The 14,830-nt window shown below is 46.7% G+C and carries 15 protein-coding genes and 1 pseudogene; 9 read left to right on the top strand and 7 right to left on the bottom strand.

Features of this window, described 5'->3' with window-relative positions:
* Position 1: 1 nt before the first annotated feature.
* Both MC7420_RS44285 and MC7420_RS03990 read right to left on the bottom strand, forming a co-directional pair.
* Positions 2–217: pseudogene (locus tag MC7420_RS44285) on the bottom strand (leucine-rich repeat domain-containing protein); the annotation flags it as partial.
* A gap of 56 nt (positions 218–273) precedes the next feature.
* Positions 274–1,167 (bottom strand): leucine-rich repeat domain-containing protein, encoded by an 894-nt coding sequence (locus tag MC7420_RS03990; protein WP_006098578.1) that lies wholly within the window; start codon positions 1,165–1,167, stop codon positions 274–276.
* A gap of 132 nt (positions 1,168–1,299) precedes the next feature.
* Here MC7420_RS03990 and MC7420_RS03985 point away from each other — a divergent pair, with 132 nt between their 5' ends.
* Positions 1,300–1,566, top strand: a complete 267-nt coding sequence (locus MC7420_RS03985) for a hypothetical protein (protein WP_044204786.1) — start codon at positions 1,300–1,302, stop codon at positions 1,564–1,566.
* 199 nt (positions 1,567–1,765) lie between these two features.
* On the opposite strand, the gene MC7420_RS03980 is transcribed toward MC7420_RS03985, so the two are convergent.
* The 4 genes from MC7420_RS03980 to MC7420_RS03965 form a co-directional block, all read right to left on the bottom strand.
* Positions 1,766–2,569, bottom strand: coding sequence for a sulfite exporter TauE/SafE family protein (locus tag MC7420_RS03980; RefSeq protein WP_006098650.1), 804 nt, complete (start codon positions 2,567–2,569; stop codon positions 1,766–1,768).
* A 522-nt stretch (positions 2,570–3,091) separates the two neighbouring features.
* A complete protein-coding gene (locus MC7420_RS03975; RefSeq protein WP_044204784.1) occupies positions 3,092–4,573 on the bottom strand; it encodes a M16 family metallopeptidase in 1,482 nt (493 codons plus the stop codon).
* A gap of 176 nt (positions 4,574–4,749) precedes the next feature.
* On the bottom strand, positions 4,750–6,342 hold the full coding sequence (locus MC7420_RS03970) for a M16 family metallopeptidase (protein WP_044204783.1): 1,593 nt from the start codon (positions 6,340–6,342) through the stop codon (positions 4,750–4,752).
* Positions 6,343–6,483: 141 nt separating this feature from the next.
* Positions 6,484–7,674 carry an RRXRR domain-containing protein gene (locus MC7420_RS03965; protein ID WP_044204782.1) on the bottom strand — a complete coding sequence of 397 codons (1,191 nt, stop codon included), beginning with the start codon at positions 7,672–7,674 and terminating at the stop codon, positions 6,484–6,486.
* Between the two features lie 506 nt (positions 7,675–8,180).
* On the opposite strand from MC7420_RS03965, the gene MC7420_RS03960 reads away from it, so the two are divergent.
* The 7 genes from MC7420_RS03960 (at position 8,181) to MC7420_RS43215 (ending at position 11,846) form a co-directional block, all read left to right on the top strand.
* Positions 8,181–8,795 carry a TetR/AcrR family transcriptional regulator gene (locus MC7420_RS03960; RefSeq protein WP_006098675.1) on the top strand — a complete coding sequence of 205 codons (615 nt, stop codon included), beginning with the start codon at positions 8,181–8,183 and terminating at the stop codon, positions 8,793–8,795.
* A gap of 129 nt (positions 8,796–8,924) precedes the next feature.
* Positions 8,925–9,260 (top strand): type II toxin-antitoxin system RelE family toxin, encoded by a 336-nt coding sequence (locus MC7420_RS03955; RefSeq protein ID WP_052307422.1) that lies wholly within the window; start codon positions 8,925–8,927, stop codon positions 9,258–9,260.
* Positions 9,229–9,465 carry a type II toxin-antitoxin system Phd/YefM family antitoxin gene (locus MC7420_RS03950; protein WP_006098725.1) on the top strand — a complete coding sequence of 79 codons (237 nt, stop codon included), beginning with the start codon at positions 9,229–9,231 and terminating at the stop codon, positions 9,463–9,465. The genes MC7420_RS03955 and MC7420_RS03950 overlap by 32 nt, the downstream gene beginning before the upstream one ends.
* Before the next feature lie 38 nt (positions 9,466–9,503).
* Positions 9,504–9,854 (top strand): hypothetical protein, encoded by a 351-nt coding sequence (locus tag MC7420_RS43720; protein ID WP_006098455.1) that lies wholly within the window; start codon positions 9,504–9,506, stop codon positions 9,852–9,854.
* Positions 9,855–10,203: 349 nt separating this feature from the next.
* On the top strand, positions 10,204–10,368 hold the full coding sequence (locus MC7420_RS39140; RefSeq protein WP_157453022.1) for a hypothetical protein: 165 nt from the start codon (positions 10,204–10,206) through the stop codon (positions 10,366–10,368).
* Positions 10,369–10,633: 265 nt separating this feature from the next.
* Positions 10,634–11,122, top strand: coding sequence for a hypothetical protein (locus MC7420_RS03940; RefSeq protein ID WP_006098553.1), 489 nt, complete (start codon positions 10,634–10,636; stop codon positions 11,120–11,122).
* A 592-nt stretch (positions 11,123–11,714) separates the two neighbouring features.
* Positions 11,715–11,846, top strand: coding sequence for a hypothetical protein (locus tag MC7420_RS43215; protein ID WP_269546245.1), 132 nt, complete (start codon positions 11,715–11,717; stop codon positions 11,844–11,846).
* A gap of 78 nt (positions 11,847–11,924) precedes the next feature.
* Here the strand turns inward: MC7420_RS43215 and MC7420_RS03930 are convergent, their stop codons facing one another.
* Positions 11,925–12,368: a DUF4332 domain-containing protein gene (locus tag MC7420_RS03930; RefSeq protein ID WP_006098563.1), complete on the bottom strand. Its 444-nt coding sequence runs from the start codon at positions 12,366–12,368 to the stop codon at positions 11,925–11,927.
* A gap of 145 nt (positions 12,369–12,513) precedes the next feature.
* On the opposite strand from MC7420_RS03930, the gene MC7420_RS03925 reads away from it, so the two are divergent.
* On the top strand, positions 12,514–14,601 hold the full coding sequence (locus MC7420_RS03925) for a thioredoxin domain-containing protein (RefSeq protein ID WP_006098449.1): 2,088 nt from the start codon (positions 12,514–12,516) through the stop codon (positions 14,599–14,601).
* Positions 14,602–14,830: the final 229 nt, after the last annotated feature.

The raw sequence follows: 14,830 nt of genomic DNA, 5'->3' as shown, positions 1-14,830 counted from the left end.
ATTGACTAATCGATTCGGAAACCTGGGTTAGTTGATTGTCAGACAGGTCAAGCTTTGTCAGATTGACTAATTGACTAATCGATTCGGGAACCTGGGTTAGTTGATTGTCAGACAGGTCAAGCTGTGTCAGATTGACTAATTGACTAATCGACTCAGGAACCTGGGTTAGTTGATTGCCAGACAGGTCAAGCTCGGTCAGATTGACTAATTGACTAATCGACTCAGGAACCTGGGTTAGTTGATTGCCAGACAGGTCAAGCTGTGTCAGATTGACTAATTGACTAATTGACTAATCGATTCGGGAACCTGGGTTAGTTGATTGCCAGACAGGTCAAGCTCGGTCAGATTGACTAATTGACTAATCGATTCGGGAACCTGGGTTAGTTGATTATGAGACAGGTCAAGCTGTGTCAGATTGACTAATTGACTAATCGATTCAGGAACCTGAGTTAGTTGATTGCCAAACAGGTAAAGCTGTGTCAGATTGACTAATTGAGTAATCGATTCAGGAACCTGAGTTAGTTGATTGCCAAACAGGTTAAGCTCGGTCAGATTGACTAATTGAGTAATCGATTCAGGAACCTGAGTTAGTTGATTGCCAAACAGGTTAAGCTCGGTCAGATTGACTAATTGAGTAATCGATTCAGGAACCTGGGTTAGTTGATTGTCAGACAGGTTAAGCTCGGTCAGATTGACTAATTGAGTAATCGACTCAGGAACCTGCGTTAGTTGATTGCCAGACAGGTTAAGCTCGGTCAGATTGACTAATTGACTAATCGATTCGGGAATCTTATCAATGTCTGTACGAATTAGAGTTAATTGCTCCAGATGGCGTAGTTGAGTGATCACATCTGGAATTTTTTCCCAAGGATTTCCACTGATGTCCAGCTTCCGCAGGTTGACCAAATTTGACAGTTCAGGCGGCAGAGACTGCAAGCGATTACCCACAATCAACGGAACGAGCCGATTCCCGATCAACTCGTAGCCTTTAATCCATAGAGAACCCTTTTTCTCTTTTTCCCACCTTCCCAAAATCAACGTTTCGAGTTGCGTTAGCTTGCCAATCTCTGGAGGCAGTTCCGTTAACCCTTTTCCTGATAGATCTAACTCTTTCCATCCCTCATTCGATGCCTGGTTAATTAGCAACAGCAACTCTTCCCGCGTCATACTATCCCCTATGCTGAATAGCTCTATTTTGACAGAGCTTTTCGGGGATGTCATGGTTTTCAGCCCGCCAAGTAAGGGCAAATGCTTTCATGCTAAAGGTTAGGATTGAGAGTAGTGCATTCTGATTCAAGTATGGCAAAGCAGAAACAACCCCTCACCGGAAAAGCACTGATCAAAGAAGTCTGTCGGCGGATTCGGGTTGCCCGTAGCTACTGGGATGCTCACAATAATCCTGCCTGTCGCCGAGAACGCGATCGCGCTTTAGCTCTTTATAATACCCTGACCAAAGAACAAAAAGAACAGATCCCCCAAGTATTGCGAGTGTGGCTTCGCTACCGCAGTGAAAAATACTTCGGCGCACACCGAACACCGCCCAAATCGAAACGAAAGTCAAAATAATACCCTTGATCCAGATTTCTCACAAAAGAGAGAAAACAACCCGTAGTCCTGGCGGGAAAAATTACACTTAATCGTCTGGAACATTGTCCAGAAACATTAACCAATCGAGTGGAGAGCAGATATCATCGAATTGGACACGAGGCAGAATAGCCGACTCATACAAATGACCATGGAAACCCAGAAGAAAGCCCGTGCCAATTCAGCTATAACTTTGCCATGCCTGCCAGAAAAAGTAAATGGCTAAGATAGCCAGTAATGCACTAAATGCTAAACTGACTACCTGATCTGGTAATTTAGGCAAAAAACGGGTACTAATTTGCACTCCCAATAAACCCCCTGTACCCAGAAGTAATCCCTCAATCCATAACACATTCCCTTGTACAGCATGACCAACACAAGCCGAAATTGCGGTAATCACAATCACCCCTAAACTCGTCTGAATTGCCGTTTTAATGCTCTCTCCCAAGAGTAAAATTTGCAAGGGAACTAGAATCACACCACCACCCACACCAAATACACCAGCGAGTAAGCCTGCGGTACTTCCTGTGCTAATTCTGGCTAATGCTGCTTGACTTTTTGAGTGCGGAATTTGTCGGGGAGTTACTGTTTCGAGAGAGTCTTGCTTTTCTCTAGCTTTCAAACGTTTGCGGAGTCGAACTAAGTAAATATTAATTAGGAGTAATAGTCCAAATGCCGCTTTTAACCAGTAGTCGGCAAATAATTCTGTTAAATAAGCACCAATTGGCGCTGTTATAATAGCTGGAAAGCCAATGGCAATGATGCGTTTAAAATCTATGTTACCCAGCCGCCAATTCTGCACCGTACCCGAAATCGCTGTAATGACAATTGACAGGGTACTTGTGGCAACGGCTTGTTGATAGTCATATCCTAAGGTTACTAATAAAGGTACAAGAACTGTACCGCCACCGATTCCCAAAAAGCCGGCTAGGATTCCGGCGAATAAGCCAGCCGATGCGAAAATTAATAACTGGGTCGGTGTCATTGGTTATTGGTTTTATGTCATTTGTCTGGTGCGTTAGCGTAAGCTGTTCGGCATTTAAACCTTAATGTCAAGAATGGCAAAATCCTTGTAGTGCGAGCATCTTGCTCGCTGCTAATACCCAATTTAAATGCATGACAGCTTAGCGTAACGCACCCTACGGCTTCTACAGGCTTCGTAGTGAGGGAACTTTAGCCCTCTCCGGCTAGGCGTTGAAGCACTAAAGTGCTCACTACAAACCAATTTACTTCTTGTGATTACAGGCTTCGTAGTGAGGGAACTTTAGCCCTCTCCGGCTAGGCGTTGAAGCACTAAAGTGCTCACTACAAACCAATTTACTTCTTGTGATTACAGGCTTCGTAGTGAGGGAACTTTAGCCCTCTCCGGCTAGGCGTTGAAGCACTAAAGTGCTCACTACAAACCAATTTACTTCTTGTGATTACAGGCTTCGTAGTGAGGGAACTTTAGCCCTCTTCGGCTAGGCGTTGAAGCACTAAAGTGCTCACTACAAACCAATTTACATCACTAACTGCTTTGTTCGGGAATGGTGATATCTAACGATGTAACATTGTTCGACAGACTGGTTAAGGGAGGCTGAATCGCATCCGTATTCCCAACGACTAATGTAACCAGTTGATTGGGTTGGAGATATTTTTGCGCCACCCGTTGCACATCTTCAATTGTCGTCTCTTTCACCTTCTGCTGATAGCGGAAGAGAAAATCTTCGGGATACCCATAATATTCATACCGCATCAGCCGCGATAAGGTTTGGCTGGGATCTTGGAAGTTAAACACAAATGAGTTCAAAACTTGGTCTTTAGCAGACTCAAGTTCTTCTGGGGTGACAGGCGTGGTGCGGATTTTCTCTATTTCTGAACGAATCGCTTGAATCAAGGATACAGTAGCTTCAGAACGAGTTTGTCCACCCGCAACAAACATCCCAGGATAGTCATGGCGAGGACTCCAGAAGCCATAGACGGAATAGGCTAACCCTTGGCGCGATCGCACTTCATTAAATAACCGCCCGCCAAACCCGTTGAGGATTTGATTCATCACATCCAACGCCGGATAATCAGGGTTATCAAATTCTCCGCCAATATGCCCCAGATACACATAACTTTGGGTGAGTTGATCCTGATCCACGACAAATAAACCCTCTTCCTTTGCCTGGGATGCAGACGGTACGGTTATTTCTGGGGGAGGTGATGGGGGATTCCAGTTACCAAAGTTCTCCTGAATCCGCGATCGCATCTGTTCTGAATCAAAATCTCCCACGATACCCAAAATCATCCGTTCGGGATGGAAGTAGTTCTGATAAAATTCCACCACATCGTCACGGGAGATATTGGCTAGCGTCTCATATTCAATAGTGCGGGCATAGGGACTCTGATCCCCATAAATCAGTTTAGTAAATTCGCGACTGGCAATATCTTTAGGATCATCATTGCGACGGGCAATTTGTCCCGCTTGTTGCTTTTTCGCCAACTCCAGCTTATCTTCGGCAAAGGCAGGCTTTTGAATTACCTCAGCAAATAAGTCAAACACCATATCCACATCTTCGCTGAGGGCATTGAAACTGGCGCTACCACTTGACGTGCTAATCCCTGTTTCCACAGACGCCGCCCGTTGTTCGAGTAACTGATTTAGTTCATCCGGCGAATGTTCTGTTGTCCCGCCTGTGCGGATGACTTCTCCGGTAATATTGGCTAAGCCAACCTGATCAGGGGGTTCAAGGCGATCGCCTGTCCGAATCATCGCGGTTCCACTCACCAAGGGCAATTCGTGGTCTTCCATTAAGTAGACAACGATGCCATTATCCAGTTGATAGCGAGTATACTCCGGGATCTGAATTTCTGACAGAGGCGGAAAGGTTAACTCGGTATAATGCTTCGCCGTAGCCGCCACAGCAGGCGTGCGCGATACGACAACCAACAGAATTGTGGCAACCAGTAATCCACACCAGCGCCAGACTTTTCGACGGAATCTGTTCAATGTAAGATTGCTCATTAGATAAGTAGAGGGGAAAAATTAAAGTTAACGGCTCTTATTGTCATTGGTCATTGGTGCTTATGTCTTATGTAAGGGTTTGAGGAATATAGCAGCTACCTTGGCAGGTTAGGACATTCTTTACTGTTCCCTGTTCGCTATTGCCTATTGCCTATTCCCTGACATAAGACATAAGACTATTGACTTGATAGCAATTGTCCAATGGTGCGATTGTCGGGTGTAAACGTGGCTTGAGCCACCCGTTGGATATCAGCCGGTGTAACTTTGGCGATTGCCTGGAGTTCATTAAACAGATTGCGCCAGTCGCCTGTTTTCACCTGATATTCCACTAAATTACGTGCCATTCCCATATTAGAATCGAGCGATCGCAATAAGCCAGCACGGGCTTGGGTTTTCACTCGTTCCAACTCTTGGGCTGAAACGGGTTCGGTTTTGAGTTGCTCAATTTCTTCTCGCAGGGCTGTCGCGACTTCTTCAACACTGTGTCCGGGTGCAGTTAGGGCATATAACAGCATCAGATTGGGATACTTATCTCCCGGAAACCCGCTAAATCCGGCAGCGGAGAGGGCGACTTGTTTTTCTTGAACCAACGATTCATACAGGCGAGAGGTGCGACCATCGCTGAGTAAACGCCCGATAATTTCATACACTACATGGTCAGGATGGGTACGAGAGGGTCGATGATATCCTTCTAAATACCAGGGTTGAGACTGTAGTTCCAACGTCACTTCCCGCGTTTGTTGCTGGGGAGGTTCGACGATGCTGACTTCAGGGGCGGCTGGTTTTGCCTCATAGCGTCCGAAGTACGTTTGAGCCAACTCTTTAACCTCATCGGGATCAACATCACCCACTACCGCCATGGTTAATTCACTGGGAACATAGTGGGTTTCAAAGAATTGTCGCACATCGTCACGAGTCAGGTTGCGGATGTCTTCGTCATACCCAATTACCGGACGCCGATAGGGATGGACTTGGAACGCGGTATCCAGAAACGCCTCGATCATTTGACCGATGGGCGAGTTGTCGGTTCGCAGACGCCGTTCTTCGAGGATCACCTCTTGTTCTTTGTAAAATTCCCGAAACACGGGTTCCAGGAAGCGTTCCGACTCCAAAGACATCCACAGTTCCAGTTTGTTGGAGGGGAAGCTGTAGAAATAAACCGTCGCATCGGCTGACGTGGCGGCATTTAACCCCACACCTCCCGCTTGTTCAACGATTTGACCAAACTCATTTTGCTTGACCAAGCTAGCGGCTTGGGCTTCAACTTGGGCAAACTCCTCTTTTAATTCGGCAACCTTTGCCTCGTTCCCAGCTTTTTTCGCGGCTTTAATTTGTGCCGCTAACTGATCCAAGCGGTTTAACAGGGGTTTTTCTGCCTGATAATTTCGAGTGCCGATTTGGTTGGTTCCCTTAAAGGCTAAATGTTCCAGAAAGTGAGCCACACCCGTTTTGCCTACAGGTTCATCAACGCCACCAACATCAGCATAGGTGGCAAAGGAGACAACGGGGGCTTGATGCCGTTCTAGAACGATAAACTTCATCCCATTATCCAGGCTAAACTCCGTCACCTGGTCAAGGACGCCATCCAAGTAAGGTTGGATTGATTGGGCGTTCGTTGGTGGGGTTTCGCTGCGAGCCAAAGCCCCCAACGGGATACTACTCCATACTAGAGTTACGACTAAGAACGCTCCTAGGATGGAGCGCCAGGGGTATTTTTTCAAGTGAACAGTCCAATGCAGAAAACGCAAAATAGATCGATTCTTTGTCATTTGTCATTCGTCATTTGTCATTTGTCATTTGTCATACTCGCTCCCTTGAGAAGCAAGCTACGTCATTTGTCATCGTATTCGCGTGAGACTCCACCCTCAGCAGATCCTTCGCAGGCTCAGGAGGGTGGAGAGGAATAGCGGTCAAATCAACCCTTTCAATAAGGGGAGATTTGACAGTCCAGGTGAAGGCACGACATTTCGACTTCGCTCAATGCGAACAATTAATCCCGTGCTTCGCTGCAACAACTGGACTTTTTTGGCAGTAAACTGCCCTAAACGTTTCCAATTTTTGTCGGAAACGGAAACCTGTGCCTTAGTGTCTCCAGAACACCAGCCGATGTAAGTTTTTCCAGCTTTTTCGGCAATTACCTGATCACCCTTCCTAATTCCATGGCGGGTAACTGTACCGCCGTACTTGCGCCGCACTCCACCCTTAGAGGGAACACACAGGTGTAATTGTCTACGGCTGATTGGTGGTCTACGGATTACCGCAAACGGTGCGGGGGTAACATGAACATCGCCTACCCAACCGCCATGTTTGGCTTGGGTCAAGTGCCATTCTCGCCATTGGGTAAACTCGAACGCGGCTAAGGTCACACCATCAACAGCATGAGTTGCAGGCGTCTGGCTCGATTTGTCTTTCTTGTCTTTGGCTAATCCTAACCATTGCCTAAGCTGACTGGTTCCGTTCCCATCCCGTTGCCACCCTTGGTGAGTTGTTACTGGGGCTAATTCACGCAGCCAGTTAAGCATTTGTTTTTGACCCACCATGACTGGAGAAAACCCAACACCAGACTTTGCCGACTTGCGCCCACTGGTTCTATCGACATCCGCCATGACTAACTCATAGTGAATGGCGCTAATCGGGAACAGTTGAAACAACTCGTTAACTACCCGTAGCTCTAGCTGTCTGTTGGCTCGAATTGACGGCGGTAGTTTACCTTGTCTGCGATTATCAAACCGAGCTTGACGGTGGCAGCGTTGATCATAAGGCAACTTCCGGTTAATCCGTCTTCCCCGTCTGGCTCGACGCATGACTCGCCGTAGCTCCATCCGTTCTTTAACCGTCTTAAATGGCAGAACCAGATGTCCCATCCAAAGGGTGACGGAACCCGACTGAACCCCGATCCCTGAATAGTGTTTACCTGGATCTATACCAACGGCTATAGGTTGGGTATTTTCTTCCGTTTCAAAGGTCAACTGAATGGCAAAACATTCTAAGTCGTTGTGTGCAATTTTGGCTTTACCTTTCTTTAGCCAACGCCTAGCGCGGCTGGGTTTTGTAGGCATTAACGGTTTACCTGATTTGGATAAAACTGGTACTCGTAACATGGTGATAAACCTCCGAGTAAAAGTATGCGAGTCCCTTACCGCCATCTCAGTTAAGATGTCTTGTACAGACGCGCCATGGCGCGTCTCTACCAACAACCCGACAAAAGGTTTTAGAGGTAATCCGGACTAGGGAAGTATCCGGGTGTCTGTACCAAACTGAGACTCTACGCGGTATTCAACGGTTTAAATTGCAATTTGTCTTGCAATCCCCACGCTCTACGTTAGTAGCGTGGGGTTGTTGAATTTTAATGTTCTGGGTTAGGGGAGGCAAAATATCATAGGACGGACTTTATCTAGTTTAGCTTCCCCATCTCCCTCATCTTCCCCATCTTCCCCATCTTCCCCTACCGTGCGGCTTGTCGTTCATGACAACTAACTTTTTGTAAATTTTCACCCGTTTGGGGGAAGAAATAATCTAGTGTAAAATACGTCTGATCTTAAAGGCGTGCCTTTTCTGGCATAGATAACCTGTCGCCCATAACCCTTGCAGCTCATTTTGGAGTCCAATGCGAATCTTACACCAGCCCCCTCAATCAGAAACAGAGACAAAGCAGCGTATCCTAGATGCTGCCCAACGTTTATTTGCCAGTCGCGGCTATAACGGGACAACAACCCGTGATTTAGCGGCAAAAGCGGGTGTCGCTGAAGGGACTCTATTTCGCCATTTTGAGAATAAGAAAGCCATATTAGTCGAGGTGGCGACTCAAGGCTGGGTGGAGTTGCTCACGGATTTGCTGACGGAATTAAGCGAAATGGGGAGTTATAAAGCCGTGGCGCAGGTGATGCGGCGGCGGATGATGCGGATGCATGAAAATGCGGATATGATGCGGGTTTGTTTTATGGAAGCCCAGTTTCACCCCGATTTACGCGATCGCATCCAGTCAGAAGTCATTGCTAAAATGTCCGATGTGGCAGAAGCGTTCTTTGAAACAGCTATGGAGCGGGGGATCTATCGGCGGACTAACCCCAAGGTTGTGGCTAGGGTATTTTTAGGGATGTTTGCAGTAGCGGGGTTTAGCGACGAGACGATTATGGAACCAGGAGCCTCCCTCAAAGATGTGCAAGACATGGCAGAGGGTATTGCTGATATTTTCCTCAATGGTGTGTTAGCGAAGGACTAGGTATTAAGCATTAGGGAGAACGCTTGTCAATACTCGTTATACCAAGTTGCAGTCTAATAGAATTTCAAGATTTATAACTCTTGCCCACCCTACAACTACTGGCTGGTATACTCGTTGGAGTTTTCTGTGATGACTTCCTATGTCATTGAAGTGACTGACTTAGCCGTTGAAGAACTTAGGGCAATTCGTGCTTTTGATCGTCGCCCAATCCTTGATGCAATTCGCCAGCAACTCACCCATGAACCCACAGTGATAACAAGGAATCGCAAACGCCTTGAGCCTTTAGTACCCAGGTTTGAGACAGTTCCCCCCATTTGGGAATTGCGGGTGGGAGAGTATCGAGTCTTCTATGATGTAGATGAGGACGGAAAAATCGTTTACGTTCGAGCTGTTGCCGGAAATCACCGGGACAAACTACAGAGGAGATCGTGGGATGAGACAGTTAACCCTAGAACAACTTTCTGAACAATTACAGGATTATGTGCGAAATGCTCAGGAGGAACAGATCCTGATTACCCAAAACGGTAAACCCATTGCCCTTTTTTTAGGATTGACAAACGTTGATCCGGAGCAATTGAATCTGCAACTCTCAGCAGAATTTTGGCAAATGATTAGTGATCGACGCCAACGTGCCACTATACCTTTGACAGAAGTAGAGGCAATGTTTTAGTCACCTGGATAGGTTGGGTTGAACGACGTTAAACAAAAATGGAATTAGATTTTCTGAGATTCTTTGATGCTTGTGATCCGAGTAAAACTCTCGCGATCGCGAATCCTGAAGATCGTCTGTATTATATTGATTTTGCCTCAGTTCGGGGCGGTAAGATTATTGAGGCATTGAAACGGACGATTGTTTTGCGTTCCCGTCTTAATCAATCCACCTGTCCGGAGTTAACCGCTTTACCCTTAGATTGGGTGATGGATAGTCAGCAGTTGGAGTTGGTGCTGAAGATTTTTGTCGGTTCCGGGTTGGTGGTGGAAGTACCGGAAAAGCCAGAAGATAGATATCAGTTAGTGCGATCGCAAACGCCATTATACACTGGGCAAAGGATACGCTGAGAGTATGAGCGAAGGGCTGATGTTGATGGGGAGGGCTGATGTTGATCATTGGTATCAACTTAAGCTAAACCCCTCTCCCCCAGCCCCTCTCCCGACCCCCCTCGTTCCCCCCTACAAGAGGGGGGATGACTAAGGATGCTTCGCTTTTATGGCAGGGGAGAGGGGAGCAAGAGAGTCCGGTTCCCCTTCTCCCCACGGACCGGAGTTGGGGTTAGGGGATGAGGGGGAAAATGTCGAGCCGTAGATAGGCATAGCTGAAAACCTTACCAGCATTGGTTTTCTACCTTAAGTTGACACGGATGGATATTATCGTGCCCCTACCCCATGAATTATCCCGCTCTGTAGGGGTATGGCATTGCCGTACCCGATTCTCTCAAACTATAGCGAGGAACGAGATACGAGAATCTGGACAGATGCTTCGTTTCGTTCCTCCGCTTCGCTCCGGACTCCACTCAGCATGACAAATTCTACCTTAGACTGCAACTTGGTATTAATTGGTGGATTAGCATCGTAGGGGCGCATGGCGTGCGCCCATTCCAACAGTAAAATCTATCCCACAATTTTAACTGTGTCAGTCCACTACAAACGATGACGCGACTTGACAACCCTGTAAGCCTCGACTGGGCAAATTACCCAAAAAACTGGCATCCTATTAGATAGATGAACTTAACCCCGTCTTCAGTCATCTATCTTTTGGCTTATCTGTGATCACTAAACACTGGCACCGACTGAATCCGGATTGGCTCATCTATCCACAGAACCCTTTCAGGATAACGATTATGCCCTACCAAAATATTAGCGCGACGCTTTCTGACGAAGATAAAGCCGCGATTAAAGCCGCTATCAAAACCATTGAAGAAAAACTCTCGTTCTTAGTCAATCTGAGTGTTGACGAACGCCGCAAGCTGTTTAAAATGGGCGATAAAAGCTTAGGCTTTGTCCAAAATAGTTTAAATATAGCCCAGTCGAATCCAGATATTCTGCCCAATAGCTTTGATGTGAACGAATTTGTCCAAGATTATCAGTTAGCAATGGCGCTGGGGGAAATTTTCTTAGACTTGCGCCAACTGACGGAAAAAGTAGATGATACGCTGCTGGCGGTGGGAAGTGAAACAATGACGAGTAGTTTAGAGGTTTATGACTATGTGAAGACAGCAGCTAAACGCACTCCCGGTTTAAAGGCGGCGGCGGAAGAATTAGGAGAACGGTTTAAGGCGATGAAGACAAAGACACCCAAGTCAGATAAAGAGTCAGAAACAACGACTTAAGCGGCTGAGGGGTATAGTATTACCGATTGAGGTTAGGACAATAAAATTGGGTGAAAAGGCAACAAGCAACAGACAATGGGCAACAAAGGAATGTCCTAACCTATCCCCGTAGTGCTATTTTTGGAAAAGCACAATTATATAAGTAGACAAAAGGTTAAAGAAGTATTGCGGCTTTAGCCTTATTTTTATGTGGTTTAGATTTGACTGCGCTGCATTCCGGTTGTAGAGACGCGCCATGGCGCGTCTCTACAGGATGGGGAGGCGATGGATTCTGTTGACGAGTATTAAAGATTCGTCAATGAGTATCAAACACTCGTCAATGAGTATCAAACACTCGTCTGCGAGTATCAAACACTCGTCAGCGAGTACCAAACACTCGTCAATGAGTATCAAACACTCGTCAGCGAGTACCAAACACTCGTCAATGAGTATCAAACACTCGTCTGCGAGTATCAAACACTCGTCAATGAGTATCAAACACTCGTCTGCGAGTATCAAACACTCGTCAGCGAGTATCAAACACTCGTCAGTGAGTATCAAACACTCGTCAGTGAGTATCAAACACTCGTCAGCGAGTATCAAACACTCGTCAATGAGTATCAAACACTCGTCAGCGATGAATCAAGCGCAAGCCTTCATCCGGATCAACTTAAGCCAAAACCCTTGCCAATTCTGGTTTACAGCTATTCAATGGAAGCATAGCCTCAACCGAGGCATTTTCTGATTTAAAGTAACGAAAGTATCTTGACTTCCCCCGGTTTCAGACGCGCCATGGCGCGTCTCTACATTGCTTCAGATGATATTATCCCTGAACCAACTGTCGTGCTTGTTGAATCCAGGCGGCGACTTGATCAATAGTCGGACTCAGATCACGCCGTTGCATTGTTGCTACTTGGAGTCGTAAAATTTGCTGGTGTAACTTATGAGTTGGTGTTTGAGCTAGCTGCTTCACTGAAATAATACCCGCGTGCAACAATAACCCACAGTAGTCATAGCCAATACTGGGGACGCGAGCTAAATCAGCCAGTGCCACCCATTTATGTACATATTGTGCCTTGATTTGCAGTTGATTGGCTAACGCTTGTTTAGATTGGCGACTATTCGCGACTTTGAGGAGTTGACCCATTGTCGTAATTCCCTGTTGCTGAAGTTTAGCCCAATCTTCTTTACTCAATCCAGGAAGGTGTTCAATGGCGCGATCGCGAACGGGAATACTACGGTGATGGTTTTTGGGTTGATTAGACATTCTGGGGATTGGAGAACAGGTGCTTAAGATTATAAAACTTTAATAATGAAGGGCTAAAGCCCTGACTACGAACTCCGAACAAAACCGCAAACTGCGATACCGCGATACACTGATCCAGAGAGCATCTAGAGTAATTACAGTTGTCATGACCAATCGCCTTGCCCAATGCCAAAGCCTTTATCTGCGTAAGCATGCGGAAAATCCTATCGATTGGTGGCCCTGGAGTGATGAAGCTTTATTCACGGCTAAGGCGGAAAATAAGCCAATTTTCCTGTCTATTGGTTACTCAAGCTGTCACTGGTGTACGGTGATGGAAGGGGAAGCCTTTTCTGATCCGGCGATCGCACAGTACATGAATGCCAATTTCTTACCGATTAAGGTAGACCGGGAAGAACGTCCGGATATTGATAGCATTTATATGCAGGCGTTGCAGATGATGACGGGTCAAGGGGGTTGGCCCCTAAATATTTTTCTGACGCCAGAGGATCGGGTTCCTTTTTATGGGGGGACCTATTTCCCCGTAGAACCGCGCTATGGGCGTCCGGGCTTTTTACAGGTATTACAAGCGATTCGCCGCTTCTATGATGTAGAAAAGACCAAGCTGCAAAACTTTAAAGACGAGATTCTGGGTCATCTACAACAGTCGGTTCTCCTCCCCGCTTCCGGACAACTCACCGCTGAATTACTGCGCCAGGGAATGGACAAGACGATCCGGATTGTAGATAGTGGGAGTTATGGACCGAGTTTTCCGATGATTCCCTATGCGGATTTAGCCTTGCGGGGAATTCGCTTCCAGGAGATGACCGAGGTTGATGCGTACCAAGCGTCGCGATCGCGTGGGTTAGATTTAGCAAAGGGGGGAATCTATGATCACGTCGCAGGCGGCTTTCATCGCTACACCGTAGACGCCACTTGGACGGTGCCTCACTTTGAAAAAATGCTCTACGATAATGGGCAGATTGTCGAGTATTTGGCAAATCTGTGGAGTGTGGGGATTAAAGAAGCTGCGTTTGAACGGGCAATATCGGGAACCGTGCAATGGCTGACACGGGAAATGACCGCCTCGTCTGGTTATTTTTACGCCGCCCAAGACGCCGATAGCTTCACCGAACCCAGCGCCGCCGAACCGGAAGAAGGGGCATTTTATGTCTGGAGTTATGCCGAATTGCAGCAACTCCTCACGGCTGAAGAATTGGCAGAATTGCAAGAACAATTTACGGTTACCCCTGAAGGCAATTTTGAAGGACAAAATGTATTGCAGCGCCGTTATTCGGATCAGTTAAGCGATACCTTAGAAACTGCATTAGCAAAACTATTTACTGCCCGTTATGGTTCCCCTCCCGACAGCTTAGAAACCTTCCCCCCCGCCCAAAACAATCAAGAGGCAAAAACAAAGAATTGGTCAGGTCGCATTCCGGCGGTTACAGATACGAAAATGATTGTGGCGTGGAATAGCCTAATGATTTCTGGTTTAGCTAGGGCGTATGGCGTATTTCGTAAACCCGAATACCTGGAATTAGCCACAACAGCCGCTAAATTTATTCTGGAGAATCAATGGGTAGATCAGCGTTTCCATCGCTTGAATTATGAAGGTGAAGCCTCTATATTGGCACAGTCGGAAGATTATGCGTTATTTATTAAAGCCTTATTAGATTTGCATCAAGCCTCACTAGGATTAGCAACAGCACAAGAGTCTTCCCAATCGCCAATCCCGGATAGTTGGTTAGAGGAGGCGATTAAAGTACAGGACGAATTTGACGAATATTTGTGGAGTGTGGAACTCGCAGGCTACTATAACGCCGCTAATGATAGTAGTGGAGATTTATTGATACGGGAACGCAGTTATACCGATAATGCCACACCTGCGGCGAATGGTGTCGCGATCGCGAATTTGGTACGTCTGACATTACTCACGGAAAACTTGGCTTATCTGGATCGCGCAGAAGTTGCCCTGAATGCGTTTAGTAGTGTAATGAACCAGTCGTCCCAATCCTGTCCTAGTCTGTTTACGGCTTTAGATTGGTTCCGCAATTCTACCCTAATTCGCACCAACGTGGCTCAGATTTTATCCCTAATGACGCAGTATTTTCCGGCAACTATGTATCGAATAGAACCCAGTCTTCCGGAGAATGCTGTTGGCTTAGTTTGTCAGGGACTCAGTTGTAAACCTACGGCTCATACTCAGGAACAACTATTGGCACAAGTCGAGAAAAGTCAAACCCGGGGCTATTGACGTGAGCAAGTTTAAGCGTTTTTTTGTAGGGAGTAAAGGGCGACCCGATCCAATTGAGTGGAGTGGTCTATTAATTGATGCAGGCGGGTCGCCCCTACCGGGTTTCCACAGGTGCGATCGCGTTGTCTGTCCTGGCTTTAATCATAATTGGTTGAATTTGTCAAGATTGTGGTGATAGGAATTTTCCGCTTCAGGGGTGACACAGTATTAATCGTCAACTGTGTGATGG

It is taken from the genome of Coleofasciculus chthonoplastes PCC 7420 (assembly GCF_000155555.1).
In the GTDB taxonomy this organism is placed as follows: Bacteria; Cyanobacteriota; Cyanobacteriia; order Cyanobacteriales; family Coleofasciculaceae; genus Coleofasciculus; species Coleofasciculus chthonoplastes_A.
The sequence above is the reverse complement of the archived record's forward strand: the minus strand, read 5'-3'. Positions and strand labels throughout refer to the sequence as shown.

Bases quoted from the DNA above. Each gene is read 5' to 3' on its own strand.
- MC7420_RS03990 (WP_006098578.1), bottom strand. From the start codon at position 1,167: ATGACGCGGGAAGAGTTGCTGTTGCTAATTAACCAGGCATCGAATGAG.
- MC7420_RS03985 (WP_044204786.1), top strand. From the start codon at position 1,300: ATGGCAAAGCAGAAACAACCCCTCACCGGAAAAGCACTGATCAAAGAA.
- MC7420_RS03980 (WP_006098650.1), bottom strand. From the start codon at position 2,569: ATGACACCGACCCAGTTATTAATTTTCGCATCGGCTGGCTTATTCGCC.
- MC7420_RS03975 (WP_044204784.1), bottom strand. From the start codon at position 4,573: ATGAGCAATCTTACATTGAACAGATTCCGTCGAAAAGTCTGGCGCTGG.
- MC7420_RS03970 (WP_044204783.1), bottom strand. From the start codon at position 6,342: ATGACAAAGAATCGATCTATTTTGCGTTTTCTGCATTGGACTGTTCAC.
- MC7420_RS03965 (WP_044204782.1), bottom strand. From the start codon at position 7,674: ATGTTACGAGTACCAGTTTTATCCAAATCAGGTAAACCGTTAATGCCT.
- MC7420_RS03960 (WP_006098675.1), top strand. From the start codon at position 8,181: ATGCGAATCTTACACCAGCCCCCTCAATCAGAAACAGAGACAAAGCAG.
- MC7420_RS03955 (WP_052307422.1), top strand. From the start codon at position 8,925: ATGACTTCCTATGTCATTGAAGTGACTGACTTAGCCGTTGAAGAACTT.
- MC7420_RS03950 (WP_006098725.1), top strand. From the start codon at position 9,229: ATGAGACAGTTAACCCTAGAACAACTTTCTGAACAATTACAGGATTAT.
- MC7420_RS43720 (WP_006098455.1), top strand. From the start codon at position 9,504: ATGGAATTAGATTTTCTGAGATTCTTTGATGCTTGTGATCCGAGTAAA.
- MC7420_RS39140 (WP_157453022.1), top strand. From the start codon at position 10,204: ATGGCATTGCCGTACCCGATTCTCTCAAACTATAGCGAGGAACGAGAT.
- MC7420_RS03940 (WP_006098553.1), top strand. From the start codon at position 10,634: ATGCCCTACCAAAATATTAGCGCGACGCTTTCTGACGAAGATAAAGCC.
- MC7420_RS43215 (WP_269546245.1), top strand. From the start codon at position 11,715: ATGAGTATCAAACACTCGTCAGCGATGAATCAAGCGCAAGCCTTCATC.
- MC7420_RS03930 (WP_006098563.1), bottom strand. From the start codon at position 12,368: ATGTCTAATCAACCCAAAAACCATCACCGTAGTATTCCCGTTCGCGAT.
- MC7420_RS03925 (WP_006098449.1), top strand. From the start codon at position 12,514: ATGACCAATCGCCTTGCCCAATGCCAAAGCCTTTATCTGCGTAAGCAT.